This window comes from Erythrobacter sp. AP23 (genome assembly GCF_001542855.1).
Classification (GTDB): Bacteria; Pseudomonadota; Alphaproteobacteria; order Sphingomonadales; family Sphingomonadaceae; genus Qipengyuania.
The window spans coordinates 280,275-293,245 of record NZ_LNBY01000017.1; the positions used below are offsets into that span (position 1 = coordinate 280,275).

15 protein-coding genes are annotated in these 12,971 nt (G+C 63.8%); 11 read left to right on the top strand and 4 right to left on the bottom strand.

Features of this window, described 5'->3' with window-relative positions; genetic code table 11:
* Nucleotides 1-798 carry a phage shock protein PspA gene (gene pspA / locus ASS64_RS11245; protein ID WP_067694288.1) on the bottom strand — a complete coding sequence of 266 codons (798 nt, stop codon included), beginning with the start codon at nt 796-798 and terminating at the stop codon, nt 1-3.
* A 95-nt stretch (nt 799-893) separates the two neighbouring features.
* Nucleotides 894-1,046: a hypothetical protein gene (locus tag ASS64_RS16840; protein ID WP_198147701.1), complete on the bottom strand. Its 153-nt coding sequence runs from the start codon at nt 1,044-1,046 to the stop codon at nt 894-896.
* Nucleotides 1,047-1,212: 166 nt separating this feature from the next.
* Here ASS64_RS16840 and pspF point away from each other — a divergent pair, with 166 nt between their 5' ends.
* The 11 genes from pspF (at nt 1,213) to rbfA (ending at nt 10,586) form a co-directional block, all read left to right on the top strand.
* Complete coding sequence (pspF, locus tag ASS64_RS11250; RefSeq protein ID WP_067694290.1) at nt 1,213-2,235, top strand: phage shock protein operon transcriptional activator; 1,023 nt, start codon at nt 1,213-1,215, stop codon at nt 2,233-2,235.
* Between the two features lie 52 nt (nt 2,236-2,287).
* On the top strand, nt 2,288-2,614 hold the full coding sequence (locus tag ASS64_RS11255; RefSeq protein ID WP_067694293.1) for a helix-turn-helix transcriptional regulator: 327 nt from the start codon (nt 2,288-2,290) through the stop codon (nt 2,612-2,614).
* Nucleotides 2,615-2,633: 19 nt separating this feature from the next.
* Complete coding sequence (locus ASS64_RS11260) at nt 2,634-3,056, top strand: VOC family protein (RefSeq protein WP_067694296.1); 423 nt, start codon at nt 2,634-2,636, stop codon at nt 3,054-3,056.
* Complete coding sequence (locus ASS64_RS11265; RefSeq protein ID WP_067694298.1) at nt 3,043-3,735, top strand: MIP/aquaporin family protein; 693 nt, start codon at nt 3,043-3,045, stop codon at nt 3,733-3,735. Before ASS64_RS11260 ends, ASS64_RS11265 begins: the two co-directional genes overlap by 14 nt.
* 119 nt (nt 3,736-3,854) lie before the next feature.
* A complete protein-coding gene (rimP, locus tag ASS64_RS11270; protein WP_067694301.1) occupies nt 3,855-4,412 on the top strand; it encodes a ribosome maturation protein RimP in 558 nt (185 codons plus the stop codon).
* Complete coding sequence (nusA, locus tag ASS64_RS11275) at nt 4,412-6,073, top strand: transcription termination factor NusA (protein WP_067694304.1); 1,662 nt, start codon at nt 4,412-4,414, stop codon at nt 6,071-6,073. The genes rimP and nusA overlap by 1 nt, the downstream gene beginning before the upstream one ends.
* Complete coding sequence (locus ASS64_RS11280) at nt 6,054-6,794, top strand: DUF448 domain-containing protein (protein WP_067694306.1); 741 nt, start codon at nt 6,054-6,056, stop codon at nt 6,792-6,794. Before nusA ends, ASS64_RS11280 begins: the two co-directional genes overlap by 20 nt.
* Before the next feature lie 21 nt (nt 6,795-6,815).
* Nucleotides 6,816-9,326: a translation initiation factor IF-2 gene (gene infB / locus ASS64_RS11285; protein ID WP_067694309.1), complete on the top strand. Its 2,511-nt coding sequence runs from the start codon at nt 6,816-6,818 to the stop codon at nt 9,324-9,326.
* Nucleotides 9,327-9,343: 17 nt separating this feature from the next.
* Nucleotides 9,344-9,775, top strand: coding sequence for a PaaI family thioesterase (locus tag ASS64_RS11290; RefSeq protein ID WP_067694312.1), 432 nt, complete (start codon nt 9,344-9,346; stop codon nt 9,773-9,775).
* Complete coding sequence (locus tag ASS64_RS11295) at nt 9,775-10,185, top strand: PaaI family thioesterase (RefSeq protein ID WP_234002389.1); 411 nt, start codon at nt 9,775-9,777, stop codon at nt 10,183-10,185. The genes ASS64_RS11290 and ASS64_RS11295 overlap by 1 nt, the downstream gene beginning before the upstream one ends.
* Nucleotides 10,185-10,586, top strand: a complete 402-nt coding sequence (rbfA, locus tag ASS64_RS11300; RefSeq protein ID WP_067694315.1) for a 30S ribosome-binding factor RbfA — start codon at nt 10,185-10,187, stop codon at nt 10,584-10,586. Before ASS64_RS11295 ends, rbfA begins: the two co-directional genes overlap by 1 nt.
* 3 nt (nt 10,587-10,589) lie before the next feature.
* Here the strand turns inward: rbfA and ASS64_RS11305 are convergent, their stop codons facing one another.
* Nucleotides 10,590-11,165, bottom strand: coding sequence for a YceI family protein (locus tag ASS64_RS11305; RefSeq protein WP_067694318.1), 576 nt, complete (start codon nt 11,163-11,165; stop codon nt 10,590-10,592).
* 77 nt (nt 11,166-11,242) lie between these two features.
* Nucleotides 11,243-12,862, bottom strand: a complete 1,620-nt coding sequence (locus ASS64_RS11310) for an AbgT family transporter (RefSeq protein ID WP_067694321.1) — start codon at nt 12,860-12,862, stop codon at nt 11,243-11,245.
* Nucleotides 12,863-12,971: the final 109 nt, after the last annotated feature.

Below are 12,971 nucleotides of genomic sequence, written 5' to 3' on the forward strand. Positions count from 1 at the left end.
TCAGTCCTCCTTGTCGGCGCTGCTTTTGCCGAGCGCCTTTTTCATCTGTTCGAGTTCGTCATCGATCGCGTCGGCACCTTCCAGTGCCGCGATCTCGTCCGACAGGCTCGGCTTGTCCGACTTGTCGGCAATGCTCAGCGCATCCGCGCGGCCCTCGGCATAATCGACGCGGCGTTCGAGCTGGTCGAACCGGTTGAGCGCATCGTCGACGCGTTCGTTGGTCATCAGGCTGCGCAGCTTGACGCGGTTTTCCGCGCTTTCGAGCCGGGCGGCGATGGCGGTCTGGCGGCTGCGGGCCTCGCGTAGGCGATTCTGCAGCTTCTGGATGTCCTGCTCGTAGGCGCGCAGTGCGTCGTCGAGTACGGCAATCTCCTGCTTGAGCTGCTCGCTCATGTCGGCCGCTTTCTTCTTTTCGACGAGTGCGGCGCGAGCGAGATCTTCGCGGTCCTTGGAGATGGCGAGCTGCGCCTTCTCGTTCCAGTCCGCCTGCAGCTTGTCGAGCTTGACCGTATGGCGATGCATCTCCTTCTGGTCGGCGATCGTGCGCGCCGCGCTGGCGCGGACTTCGACCAGCGTTTCCTCCATTTCGAGGATGATCATGCGGATCATCTTCTGGGGGTCGTCCGCTTTGTCGAGCATGTCGTTAAAATTGGCGGCGATGATATCGCGGGTGCGGCTGAAAATGCCCATCAATGGTGCTCCACTGGAGAAAAAGTCGGATCCCTTGGACCGTCCGCCATCGCGGGTGGGAGTCGGCGAGCGGCGCAGCCGTTCTACCTCTTCCTCGATCCGCGACAAGCGGGGGCGGGCCGGAGAGTCGTCGGCATCGCTGCCGTGGGGACTGTCGGGGGAGCGACGCTCCGGCCCAAGGGGATCATGGTCGGGAGGCAGGGTCATGCGATCTCGACCTGTTCGTATGCGGCCATAATCGGCGTGGGTGCAGTAACCGCGATCTGCGAGCTCAGCAGGACGAAAGTGCCCATCGCCGCGATGCTGGCGATTGCGGCCTGTCCGAGCTGGCTGCGGAAGAAGCTGCGGTTGTACATCTGGGTTACCTCCCTTGGGGCCGATTGGCCGATTGCTGTTGTACCATATTTAGCAAGTGCCATGCCAAACCCGGAAAACGGCAGAAAACCGTGCCTTTCGGACAATTCGACCAACGACATGTTGGTTTGATTGCCAAGTATCGGGAAAAATTCCTATCTCTTGGCTATGGAGCGGGAAAATCAGTTTATCGGTCAGTCGGGCGCCTTCCTCGATGCGGTCGAGCGCGCCAGCCGTGCAGCGCCCATGCGGCGCCCCGTGCTCGTCATCGGGGAGCGCGGGACCGGCAAGGAACTGATTGCCGAACGCTTGCATCGCCTTTCCACCCGCTGGGACGAACCTCTGGTCGTCATGAACTGCGCCGCGTTGCCCGAAACGCTGATCGAGGCCGAGCTGTTCGGGCACGAGGCGGGTGCATTTACCGGTGCTACCAGAGTCCGCGCCGGAAGATTCGAAGAAGCCGACAAGGGGACGCTATTTCTCGACGAACTGGGTACTTTGTCGATGGGTGCCCAGGAAAGGCTGCTCCGTGCCGTGGAATATGGCGAGGTAACGCGGATCGGCTCGAGTCGCCCCACACGTGTCGATGTACGTATCGTTGCTGCGACGAACGAGGATCTTCCGGCCAAGGCTGCGCGCGGCGATTTCCGCGCCGACCTGCTCGACCGGCTCAGCTTCGAGGTCATCACTCTGCCTCCCTTACGCGTGCGCGAGGGCGATGTCGCGGTTCTGGCGGATTATTTCGGGCGCCGCATGGCAGCCGAACTGGGGTGGGAAGGCTGGCCCGGCTTCGCGCCGCATGTCGCCGAACAGCTCGAGAAACACGACTGGCCCGGCAACGTCCGGGAATTGCGCAATGTCGTCGAACGGGCGATCTATCGCTGGGACGATTGGGATCAGCCGATCGGACATGTAATCTTCGACCCCTTCGACAGCCCATGGAAGCCCAAGGGCCTGCCGGTGCCGGCAAGCAAGGCGCCAAGTGCAGCACAGGTCGCGCCTAAACCGGCCGCTCCCGATTTCGATGGGATCGACGATTTGCGTGCTGCGGTCGATACGCACGAAAGGGCGATCGTCGAATATGCGCTCGGCAAGCATCGCTGGAATCAGCGGCAGACCGCCAAGGCGCTGGGGCTGACCTACGACCAGCTGCGTCATTGCATCAAGAAACACGCGCTCGCGGAGGATTGAGGCCGGGCGAGGTAGGCGTTGACACGGCCAATATTTCGATTATTCTTGAAATATGGAAACGACCGAACCCAAGTTAGTTGATGAGGAAATGGTGAAGCGCCTGTCCGCGCTTGCCCACGACCATCGGCTGGCAATCTTTCGCGTGCTCGTTCGGGCCGGGACGACCGGACTGTCCGCGGGCAGCATTTCGGAAAAGCTCGACCTGCCTCCAAGTTCGCTGTCATTCCATATCTCGAATTTGCGCAATGCCGGGCTGGTGAGCGACGAGCGTGTCGGCCGATCCATCGTCTACCGTGCCGATTTCACCGCGATGGCGGGGCTGGTGGCCTATCTCAACGAAAACTGCTGCGCCGACGATCCCCTCGGTTCTTGCGCTTGATCGTTCAGGAGAAATTCCCATGCGTATTCACATCAGCCTGACGGCAGAAGATCTCGACGCTGCCAGGGCTTTCTATACGGCTCTTTTCGATCACTCGCCGACGTTGGAACGCGAGGGCTATCTCCAATGGCTGCTCGACGAGCCGCGGGTCAACTTCGTGGTCGAGAAAGGCTGCGGCACGCCGGGACTCTCGCATCTCGGTGTCCAGGCCGAGAGCGAAGGCGAACTCGACACCCAGTTCGCACGCGTTGCCAATACGCACGCCGCAGTGATCGACGAGGGCGAGACCCAATGCTGTTACGCGCGCTCGACCAAGAACTGGACCAGCGATCCGTCGGGCATACGCTGGGAGAGTTTCCTGACGCACGAGCGCACCGGCGATTATGGCCAAGCCTTCGTTCCCGAAACCGATAAGGGCGCGGTGGCGAATGGCTGCTGTTGAAGCGGAGCCGTCCTCGCTCCATCGCCAACTCGGTGCCGAGGCGCTCGGCAGTTTTTTCCTCTTTGCAACCGTCGTCGGCTCCGGGATTATGGGAGAGGCGCTGGCGGACGGTAACATCGCCATAGCATTGCTGGGCAACACGATCGCCACCGGTGCGATCCTGTTTGTGCTGATCGCCGCGCTTGCGCCGGTATCGGGCGCGCACTTCAATCCGGCGGTTACGCTGGTCTTCGCGCTGCGGCGGGAGATCCCCCTAGGTGCTGCCTTGCTGTTCGTGGCGGCGCAACTGGCGGGGGGCATGATCGGCGTGTGGACCGCGCACGTCATGTTCGATGCGCCGGTGTTCCAGTTGAGCGAGAACATCCGGACCGGCCGGGGGCAATGGTTGGGCGAGGGGATCGCCACTTTCGGCCTGCTGTTCACGATCCTCGGTTGCCTGCGCTCGCGCCCCGACTGGGTGGCGCCGGGAGTGGGGCTGTTCATCGCGGCAGGCTATTGGTTTACCAGTTCGACCAGCTTCGCCAATCCGGCGATCACCGTGGGGCGCGCCTTCACCAACAGCTTTTCGGGCATCGCGCCAGCCGACGTTCTCGGCTTCGTCCTCGCGCAATTCGCCGGCGCCATTCTCGCCTGGCTCGCCTGCCGCTGGCTGTTCGCCGAAAATCAGCGATTGCAATAGCGTCTGGCCCCGACTATATCGCTGCTCATCCCGACATTGTCGCGACACTGGAGGGGCTGGCGCCGCGAGGGGCCGGCACGAAACGCCATTGTCGCATCAGGTGCGTATTTGGAGACTGAATGGCCGATCTGGACCGCTTGACCGAAGTGATCGAACCCGAGGCGAAGGCGCTCGGTTTCGAACTCGTGCGGGTCAAGATGATGCCTTCCGAAGCCGGCGATGGCGGGGAGGCGCTGCAGATCATGGCCGAGGATCCCGCCACCGGCCAGCTGGTGATCGAACAATGCGCCGCGCTCTCGCGCCGCGTATCCGAGCGGATCGACGTTATCGAGGAAGCCGGTGAAGTCCTCATCGAAGGCGCCTACCACCTCGAAGTCTCCTCGCCCGGCATCGACCGCCCCCTTACCCGTGCGAAGGATTTCGCCGACTGGGCCGGGCACGAAGCCAAGGTCTCGATGGCCAAGGGCTATGACGGCCAGCGTAGCCTGCGCGGCGAACTCAAGGGCATCGATGGCGAGATGGTTACGATCGATGACCGCAAGGCGGGGGAGGTTTCCGTCCCTCGCGACCAGATCCACTCGGCGAAACTCGTTCTGACCGACGAGCTGATCGCCGCCACCCAGCCGCTCGATACGAGCGGTGCCGAAGACATCGAAGAAGAAAAGGCAGACGACTGATGGCCAGTGCCATTTCCGCCAACAAGGCTGAACTCCTCGCGATCGCAAACTCGGTCGCCTCGGAAAAGATGATCGACAAGGCGATCGTCATCGAGGCGATGGAAGAAGCGATCCAGAAATCTGCCCGCAACCGTTACGGCGCGGAGAACGATATCCGCGCCAAGCTCGATCCGCAAACCGGCGATCTGCGTCTGTGGCGCGTCGTCGAGGTCGTGGAAGAGGTCGAGGACTACTTCAAGCAGGTCGATCTCAAGGCCGCGCAGAAGCTCCAGGACGATGCCAAGATCGGCGACTTCATCGTCGATCCGCTACCGCCGGTCGATCTTGGCCGCATCGACGCGCAGAGCGCCAAGCAGGTGATCTTCCAGAAGGTCCGCGATGCCGAGCGTGAACGCCAGTACGAGGAATTCAAGGACCGCGCGGGCGAAGTCATCACCGGCGTGATCAAGTCGGTCGAATTCGGCCACGTGATCGTCAATCTCGGCCGTGCCGAAGGTGTTATCCGCCGCGACCAGCAGATCCCGCGCGAAGCCGCCCGTGTCGGCGAGCGCGTCCGCGCGCTGATCACCAAGGTCGAGCGCAACAACCGCGGCCCGCAGATCTTCTTGTCTCGCGCGCACCCCGACTTCATGCGCAAGCTGTTCGCGCAGGAAGTGCCCGAAATCTACGACGGCATCATCGAGATCAAGGCCGCCGCCCGCGATCCGGGCAGCCGCGCCAAGATCGGCGTGATCAGCCATGACAGCTCGATCGATCCTGTCGGCGCCTGCGTCGGTATGAAGGGCAGCCGCGTGCAGGCCGTCGTGCAGGAACTGCAGGGCGAGAAGATCGACATCATACCCTGGTCTGAAGATGGCGCGACCTTCATCGTCAACGCGCTTCAGCCAGCCACCGTCAGCCGCGTCGTCCTCGACGAGGAAGACGGCCGCATCGAAGTCGTCGTGCCCGACGACCAGCTTTCGCTCGCCATCGGTCGCCGCGGCCAGAACGTGCGTCTCGCCAGCCAGCTGACCGGCAACCAGATCGACATCATGACCGAGGAAGAAGCCTCGGAGAAGCGCCAGAAGGAATTCGCCGAGCGCTCGAAGATGTTCGAAGAGGAACTCGACGTCGACGAAACGCTGTCGCAGCTGCTCGTCGCCGAAGGCTTCGCCGAGCTGGAAGAAGTCGCCTATGTCGAGCTGGAAGAACTCGCCGGCATCGAAGGCTTCGACGAAGAACTGGCCGAGGAACTGCAGAGCCGTGCAAAGGAAGCGATCGATCGCCAGGAAGCCGCGCACCGCGAGGCGCGCCGTGAACTCGGCGTCGAGGACGATCTCGCAGAGCTGCCGCACTTGACCGAGGCCATGCTGGTCACGCTGGGCAAGGCCGGGCTCAAGACGCTCGACGACGTGGCGGACCTCGCCACCGACGAGCTGATCCAGAAGAAGCGCGAAGCCCCGCGTCGCCGCAACAATGCCGATGGCCCGCCGATGCGGCGCCCCTCGGTCCGCGAGCAGGACAAGGGTGGCGTGCTGGGCGAATACGGCCTGACCGAAGAGCAGGGCAACGAGATCATCATGGCTGCCCGCGCGCATTGGTTCGAAGACGAAGAGGAAGCTCCGGCCCCTGCCGAGACGACCGACACGCAGGAGGCCGCCGATGCGGACTCCACCCAATGAGCGCCTGACGTCCGACATCGCTGAAACCCCGCGGCCCCGTAAAGCGGAGCCCGTCAAGTCCTGTCCGGAACGGCGCTGCATCCTTTCCGGAAAGACGGCGCCGCGCGAAACACTCGTCCGGCTGGTCGCTTCGCCGGCAGGTCTGGTCCTGCCCGACGCACAGGAAAAGGCGCCCGGTCGCGGTGCCTGGATCGGCGTTTCGCGCGAGGAACTCGCCGAGGCGCAGGCTGCCGGTAAGCTGAAGGGTGCGCTGTCGCGGTCCTTCAAGAGTGGCGAGCTCGAATTGCCCTCTACATTGCCGCAGATGGTCGAGGATGCGCTGACCCGCACCTTGCTCGACCGGCTGGGGCTCGAAATGCGCGTGGGAAGCCTTATCTTGGGGACCCAGCGCATTGCCGAAGCAGCGCGCGGCGGGGCGATTACCCTGCTGCTACATGCCAGCGACGCGAGCGAGGATGGACGCAAGAAGCTCGACCAGGCCTGGCGCGTCGGGCGCGAGGCGGAAGGATCGGGCGAGCGCGGTCTCGAACTCCCTCTGGACCGGAACGCTTTGTCTGTGGCATTGGGCCGCGACAATGTCGTCCACTTGGCGCTGGCCGACGATGCATCGGCCGCCAGGGTCATCAAGCCCCTGACGCGCCTCATGCATTATCTGGGGCACACCTTCCCGGCCGGCACGGCTCGCGCGGATCTGCGCGCCGACGACGATTTGAACGATTGAGACGAAGAGAAACGAGCAAGAATGAGCGACGACGACAAGAAACCGACCCGTAAACCGCTGACCCTCAAGGGCGCTCAGCCGGGCGAGGTCAAGCAGACCTTCAGCCACGGTCGCACCAATAAGGTCGCGGTCGAGGTGAAGCGCCGCCGTAAGCTCGTGAAGCCGGGCGAAGCGCCGCCTCCGCCTCCACCGCCTCCTCCGCCCGCTCCGGAGCCCACCCCGGCACCGGCGCCGGCGGCGGCGAAGCCTGCGCCCAAGAAGAAGGCAGCGCCTGCTGGCGAAACGCCGCAGGAACGGGTCGCGCGTCTTCAGCGAGAGGCGGAGGAAGAACGCCTGCGTCTCGCGGAGGAAGCGCGCAAGCGTGAAGAAGAACAGGCCCGCAAGGCTGCCGAGGACCAGAAAAAGCGCGCCGAGGAAAATCGCAAGGCCGAAGAAGAGGCCGCCAAGAAGGCCGCGGACGAGGCCAAGAAGCCCAAGGAAGCACCCGCTGAAGAGGCTCCTGAAGAGGAGGCCGAGCCGGCCGGGACTCCCGCGCCTGCCCCGCGTCGCTTCACACCCGTTGCGCGCCCCGAACCCAAGAAGCCCGAGCGCAAGAAAAAGGAAGACAAGCCGGCACGCGGTGCGGAAAAACCCGACAAGCGCCGCTCGGGCAAGCTTTCGGTCAAGAAAGCCCTCAACGAGGACGAGGGGCGCCGTGCGCGCAGCCTCGCCGCGCTCAAGCGTGCGCGCGAGAAGGAACGTCGCATGCAGGGTGGCGGCTCCAGCAAGCCGCGCGAGAAACAGGTCCGCGACGTTGTCGTTCCCGAGGCGATCACGGTTGGCGAATTGGCCAAGCGGATGGGCGAGAAGGGTGCCGACCTCGTCAAGGAACTCTTCAATCTCGACATGATGGTCACCGTCAACCAGACGATCGACCAGGATACGGCGGAACTACTCGTCGATCAGTTCGGTCACAATATCCAGAAGGTTTCCGAGGCCGATGTGGATATCGCCGCCGAGGAGGATGTCGATCCGGAAGAGACGCTGAAGCCGCGTCCGCCGGTCGTCACTATCATGGGCCATGTCGATCACGGCAAGACCAGCCTGCTCGACGCGCTGCGCGGTGCCAATGTCGTGAAGGGCGAAGCCGGCGGCATCACCCAGCATATCGGCAGCTATCAGGTGAAGACCAAGGGCGGCGATGCGATCACCTTCCTCGACACGCCGGGTCACGCCGCCTTTACCGAGATGCGCCAGCGTGGTGCCAACGTCACCGATATCGTGGTGCTGGTGGTGGCGGCCGACGACGGCATCATGCCGCAGACGATCGAGGCCATCAATCACACCAAGGCCGCCGGGGTCCCGATGATCGTTGCGATCAACAAGATGGACAAGCCGGAAGCCAATCCGGACAACGTCCGCAACCGCCTGCTCGAACACGAGGTGATCGTCGAGAAGATGTCGGGCGATGTGCAGGATGTGGAGATCTCGGCCAAGACCAAGGCTGGACTCGACGAACTGCTCGAAAAGATCGCGCTGCAGGCCGAACTGCTCGAACTGAAAGCCAACCCCGACCGCATGGCGGAAGCTACCGTGATCGAAGCGCAGCTCGACAAGGGCCGCGGTCCGGTCGCCACCGTGCTCATCACGCGTGGCACGCTGGAGCGGGGCAACACCTTCGTGGTGGGCACCGAAAGCGGCCGTGTGCGCGCGATCGTCAACGACCAGGGCAAGCAGATCAAGAAGGCCGGCCCGTCGATGCCGGTCGAGGTCCTCGGCCTGGGCGGCGTGCCGAGCGCCGGCGACGTGCTGACCGTGGTCGAAAATGAACAGCGTGCCCGCGAAGTGGCCGAATATCGTCAGGAAAAGGCGACCGAGAAGCGCACCGCGCTGGCTCCGACAAGCTTCGATACGATGTTCAACAACCTTGCGGCCAATGTCATCGAATTCCCCGTGTTGGTGAAGGCCGACGTGCAGGGTTCGGTCGAGGCGATCACCACCGCGCTGCACAATCTCTCGAACGACGAGATCAAGGTTCGCGTGCTGCATGCAGGCGTGGGCGCGATCACCGAAAGCGACGTAAGCTTGGCTTCGGCCTCGAACGCGCCGATCATCGGCTTCAACGTCCGCCCGAATGCCAAGGCACGCGAGCTGGTGAAGCGCGACGGCGTGGAGATGAAGTATTACGACGTCATCTACCACCTGACCGAGGAAATCGCGAAGGAGATGGCGGGCGAGCTGGGTCCGGAGCGGATCGAGAACGTCGTCGGTCGTGCCGCGGTCAAGGAAGTGTTCCGGTCGGGCAAGAAGGACAAGGCGGCCGGTCTGCTGGTCGAGGAAGGTGTCATTCGCAAGGGGCTGCACGCACGCCTCACGCGCGAAGACGTCATCGTCTCGGCCACCACGATCGCCTCGCTGCGCCGGTTCAAGGACGACGTCGACGAAGTCCGCGCCGGTCTCGAATGCGGTGTGGTGCTCGCCGATACGAACGACATCAAGCCGGGTGACCAGCTCGAAGTCTTCGAAGTCGAGGAGCGCGAACGCACGCTGTAAGCGGGGGCTGAGGACGTATGGCGAGAATCTACGAACGCAGGCGCTCGCCTTCGTCCGAGCTCATGGGCAGCGAGTTCGTCTCTTTCGACGCAGAGAAGGGCGAACTCACCTGTCGCTATACCCCGCCGCCAAGCTTCGCTTCCCCGCGCGGCGCGGTGCAGGGCGGGCTGATCGCGGGTTTCCTCGACGAGGTGATGGGCGGCGCGTTGTTGGCTGTCACCGAAGCGCGATTTGGTGAGACCGAACAGCGCCTGCCGCTCAACCTCGATATGAACCTCACTTTCCTGCGCATGGTCCCGATGGAAACCATCACCGCCAAGGGGCGCGTGGTGAAGGCCGGCAAGCGGGTGGCCTTTCTCGAAGGCGAATTGCTCGACAAAGAGGGCAACCTCCTCGCGCGCGCAACGTCCAGCGCCATTCCCACGCCCGTACCCGGAGTGAACGATTGATGATTTCGGAACAGGCGCTGGCCGCACCGCATGCGGAAACGATGGGCGTCCAATTCGATCGTTTCGACAAGGAGCGTGAAGAGATAACCTTGCGCTTCCGCGCGCCGGAAAGCTTCGTCACGCCGCGCGGCAGCGTGCAGGGCGGACTGGTCGCGGGCTTTCTCGACGAGGTCATGGGCTGGGCGCATGTCTGGGCGACAGACCAGGCCGAAGCGCCGCTCAATCTCGAAATCTCGATGAGCTTGCTCAAGCCGGTGATGGCAGGACCGCTTATCGGCAAGGGTCGTGTCGTGCGCCGCGGGCGCAAGGTGATCTTCCTCGAAGGCGAGCTGTTCGACGAGGCGGGCAAGCTGCTCGCCCGTGCCACCAGCACCGCCATTCCCACGCCGCGTCCGACCGGAGAAAGCTGATGGCCCACAACCGATCCACCCCCGAACAGCAATCGGTCCGCGTCCTCAAGGTGGGTGAGCGCGTGCGACATATCCTTTCCGAACTGCTCGCACGCGGCGAGGCGCATGACGATGTGCTCTCGGCCAGCAATATCGCGGTGACCGAAGTACGGATGACGCCGGACCTGCGCAATGCGAAAGCCTATGTGAAGCCCTTGCTGGGCGAGGACGAGGCCGTGGTGCTCAAGGCGCTGCGGACCAACACGGCTTTCTTCCAGAAAGAGGTCGCCCAGCGCCTCGGCCTCAAATTCGCGCCGCGCCTCAATTTCCAGCCCGATGAGAGCTTCGACGAAGCCGACCGGATCGAGAAGCTGCTCAACGACCCCAAGGTTGTACGCGATCTCGACGATGACGAAGGGTGACGATCAGCCCGGCACCATCCGCGCACGCAAGCTGATGTCGACCTTGTTGCCGACGATGATCTGGTAGCTCGTCATCCCGTAGTCGCGGCGATCGATCGTCATCTCACCGGTGAAGCCGATCGCCTCTCCGGGCGAAGCGGTGAGCGGATCCCGGTCGAATTCCACTTCGAGAACCTGCGGCAGGGTCACCCCGCGCGCCGTCAGCTCGCCTGCTACAATCCCACGTGTCGCGCTCTCGAGATTCAGCGAGCGACCGACGAAGCGTATTTCCGGATAGCGCTCGACCCAGAAGAACTTCTCACCGCGCAGGCGCCTGAGCGTAGTGCGATCCGGCGCCTCGAGCGCCGTGGCGTCGAAGGTCACATCGATCACCGCGCGTTCGGGCTCTCCCGGAACGATCTGGACGGTGCCTTCCATCTCCGGAAAGCGCGCCGTCTTGCTGGCCAGTCCGAAGAACGCGACTTTCGCCGTAACGTCGCTTCCCATGGCATCGAGCGTGAAACTGAGCGGAGCGGCGGTGTTCGCAAGCGCAAACAGCGCTAGCCACGGCAGCAGGACCAGGCGGATGGGCCACGACATTCGGGTCTCCCTCCCTTCCTATACGGACGAGGGAGCCCGATGGTTACGCCCGGCGAATGAATCGGGCGTCGCGCCCGTCAGTTCGCCGGCTGGATTTCGGCGACTGCCGCGGTCGGCGCTTCCATGAACACCTCTGCCCCCGGACCAAGCGGCAGGTCGAGCACCACCCAGCCGATGGTCATGGCAAGGCCGGAAATCAGCAGCCCGACCGAATAGGGCAGCATGGTCGCAGCCAGGCTGCCGAGGCCGAAGTCCTTCTGCCAGCGTTGGCAGAAGATCAGGATCAGCGGGAAATAGACCATCAGCGGAGTGATGATGTTGGTCGCCCCGTCACCCACGCGATAGGCGGCAGTGGCCATTTCGGGAGTTATGCCAAGCAGCATCAGCATCGGCACCAGCACGGGCGAGAGCAGCGCCCACTTGGCGCTGGCCGAACCGACGAAGATGTTGAGCAGCGCCGAGACGAGGATGATCGCGGCCAGCAGCGCCCATGCGGGCAACCCGCTGTTGCCGAGGAAATCGGCGCCGTTGACCGCCAGGATCAGGCCGAGATTCGACCAGGCGAACATGGCGACAAAATGCGCCGCGGCGAAGGCCAGGACGAGATAATAGGCGAGGTCCTCCATCGCGCCGGCCATCATCTTCACGAGATCGCGATGGTCCCCGATCGTGCCCGCCGCCTTGCCATAGGCCCAGCCAGCAAGAAGGAACAGCAGGAAGAAGCCGGCGACGAGGCTCTGGTAGAAGGGCGTCAACCGGGCCTCGGCCGAGGCTTCCTCGTCGATCAGCGGGGTGCCCGGCCCCAGCGTGAAGAACAGCCACAGGCCGACGACGAAGAGCACGGCCAGCCCGGCCCAGCGCAGGCCCTTGCGCTCGCCCTCGCTCAGCGCGCGATCGCCATCGGACACTTCGCCCTGCTGCTCGGGCGACACGGCATTGCCCGCCATCTCGGGGTTCCAGGGCCCCAGGCGCGGCTCGATGATCTTGTCGGTCACCCACCAGATCACCGGCAGGAAGACGAAGGTCATCGCGGCGATGAAGTACCAATTGCCCGCGATGTTGGCGGTAAAGTCGCCGAAGACTGTTTCGACCGCTGCCTCGGTTATCCCGAACAACAGCGCGTCGAGCTGGCCGGGCAGGAGATTGGCCGAAAAGCCGCCCGAAACGCCCGCGAATGCGGCCGCGATGCCCGCCACAGGGTGTCGCCCAGCGGCGTGAAAGATGATGCCCGCCAGCGGGATCAACACCACATAGGCGGCGTCGGCGGCCAGATTGCCCATCATGCCGACCAGCGTGACGATGGGTGTCAGCAGGAAAGTGGGTGCATTGCGCACGCCGGCGCGCATGGCGGTGCCGAACAGGCCGGCGCGTTCGGCGACGCCTGCACCGAGCATGACAACGAGCACGTAGCCGAGCGGATGGAAGTGGGTGAAGGTCTCGGGCATGTCGACCCACAGCCGCTGGATATTCTCCGCGCTGAGCAGGCTGACCGCGCTGATGATCGTGGCCGCCCCCGTATCGGGATCGACTTCGGTAGGATGCGCGGCCGATAGGCCAGCAAGGCTGGCGAGCACCGAAATGACGACGAGGATCGCGATCAGCCAGAAGAACAAAAAGACCGGATCGGGCAGCTTGTTGCCGCTCCTTTCGATCCAGCCGAGAATTCCGTTCTGTGTCGCGCCAGTCGCTTCCGCCATCGCCGTGTCCCTGCCAATTCCTTCTGGATCTTCTGCAGGCGCTACCATTGGTCGTCGCGTCTGTCGCCATGCTTAACGGTGCTTGTGGAGAAGTGCTGCCGGACAGACT

Excerpts from the sequence above, each read along its gene's own strand:
- ASS64_RS16840 (WP_198147701.1), bottom strand. The coding sequence starts at position 1,046 with ATGTACAACCGCAGCTTCTTCCGCAGCCAGCTCGGACAGGCCGCAATC.
- pspF (WP_067694290.1), top strand. The coding sequence starts at position 1,213 with ATGGAGCGGGAAAATCAGTTTATCGGTCAGTCGGGCGCCTTCCTCGAT.
- ASS64_RS11255 (WP_067694293.1), top strand. The coding sequence starts at position 2,288 with ATGGAAACGACCGAACCCAAGTTAGTTGATGAGGAAATGGTGAAGCGC.
- ASS64_RS11260 (WP_067694296.1), top strand. The coding sequence starts at position 2,634 with ATGCGTATTCACATCAGCCTGACGGCAGAAGATCTCGACGCTGCCAGG.
- ASS64_RS11265 (WP_067694298.1), top strand. The coding sequence starts at position 3,043 with ATGGCTGCTGTTGAAGCGGAGCCGTCCTCGCTCCATCGCCAACTCGGT.
- rimP (WP_067694301.1), top strand. The coding sequence starts at position 3,855 with ATGGCCGATCTGGACCGCTTGACCGAAGTGATCGAACCCGAGGCGAAG.
- nusA (WP_067694304.1), top strand. The coding sequence starts at position 4,412 with ATGGCCAGTGCCATTTCCGCCAACAAGGCTGAACTCCTCGCGATCGCA.
- ASS64_RS11280 (WP_067694306.1), top strand. The coding sequence starts at position 6,054 with ATGCGGACTCCACCCAATGAGCGCCTGACGTCCGACATCGCTGAAACC.
- infB (WP_067694309.1), top strand. The coding sequence starts at position 6,816 with ATGAGCGACGACGACAAGAAACCGACCCGTAAACCGCTGACCCTCAAG.
- ASS64_RS11290 (WP_067694312.1), top strand. The coding sequence starts at position 9,344 with ATGGCGAGAATCTACGAACGCAGGCGCTCGCCTTCGTCCGAGCTCATG.
- ASS64_RS11295 (WP_234002389.1), top strand. The coding sequence starts at position 9,775 with ATGATTTCGGAACAGGCGCTGGCCGCACCGCATGCGGAAACGATGGGC.
- rbfA (WP_067694315.1), top strand. The coding sequence starts at position 10,185 with ATGGCCCACAACCGATCCACCCCCGAACAGCAATCGGTCCGCGTCCTC.
- ASS64_RS11305 (WP_067694318.1), bottom strand. The coding sequence starts at position 11,165 with ATGTCGTGGCCCATCCGCCTGGTCCTGCTGCCGTGGCTAGCGCTGTTT.
- ASS64_RS11310 (WP_067694321.1), bottom strand. The coding sequence starts at position 12,862 with ATGGCGGAAGCGACTGGCGCGACACAGAACGGAATTCTCGGCTGGATC.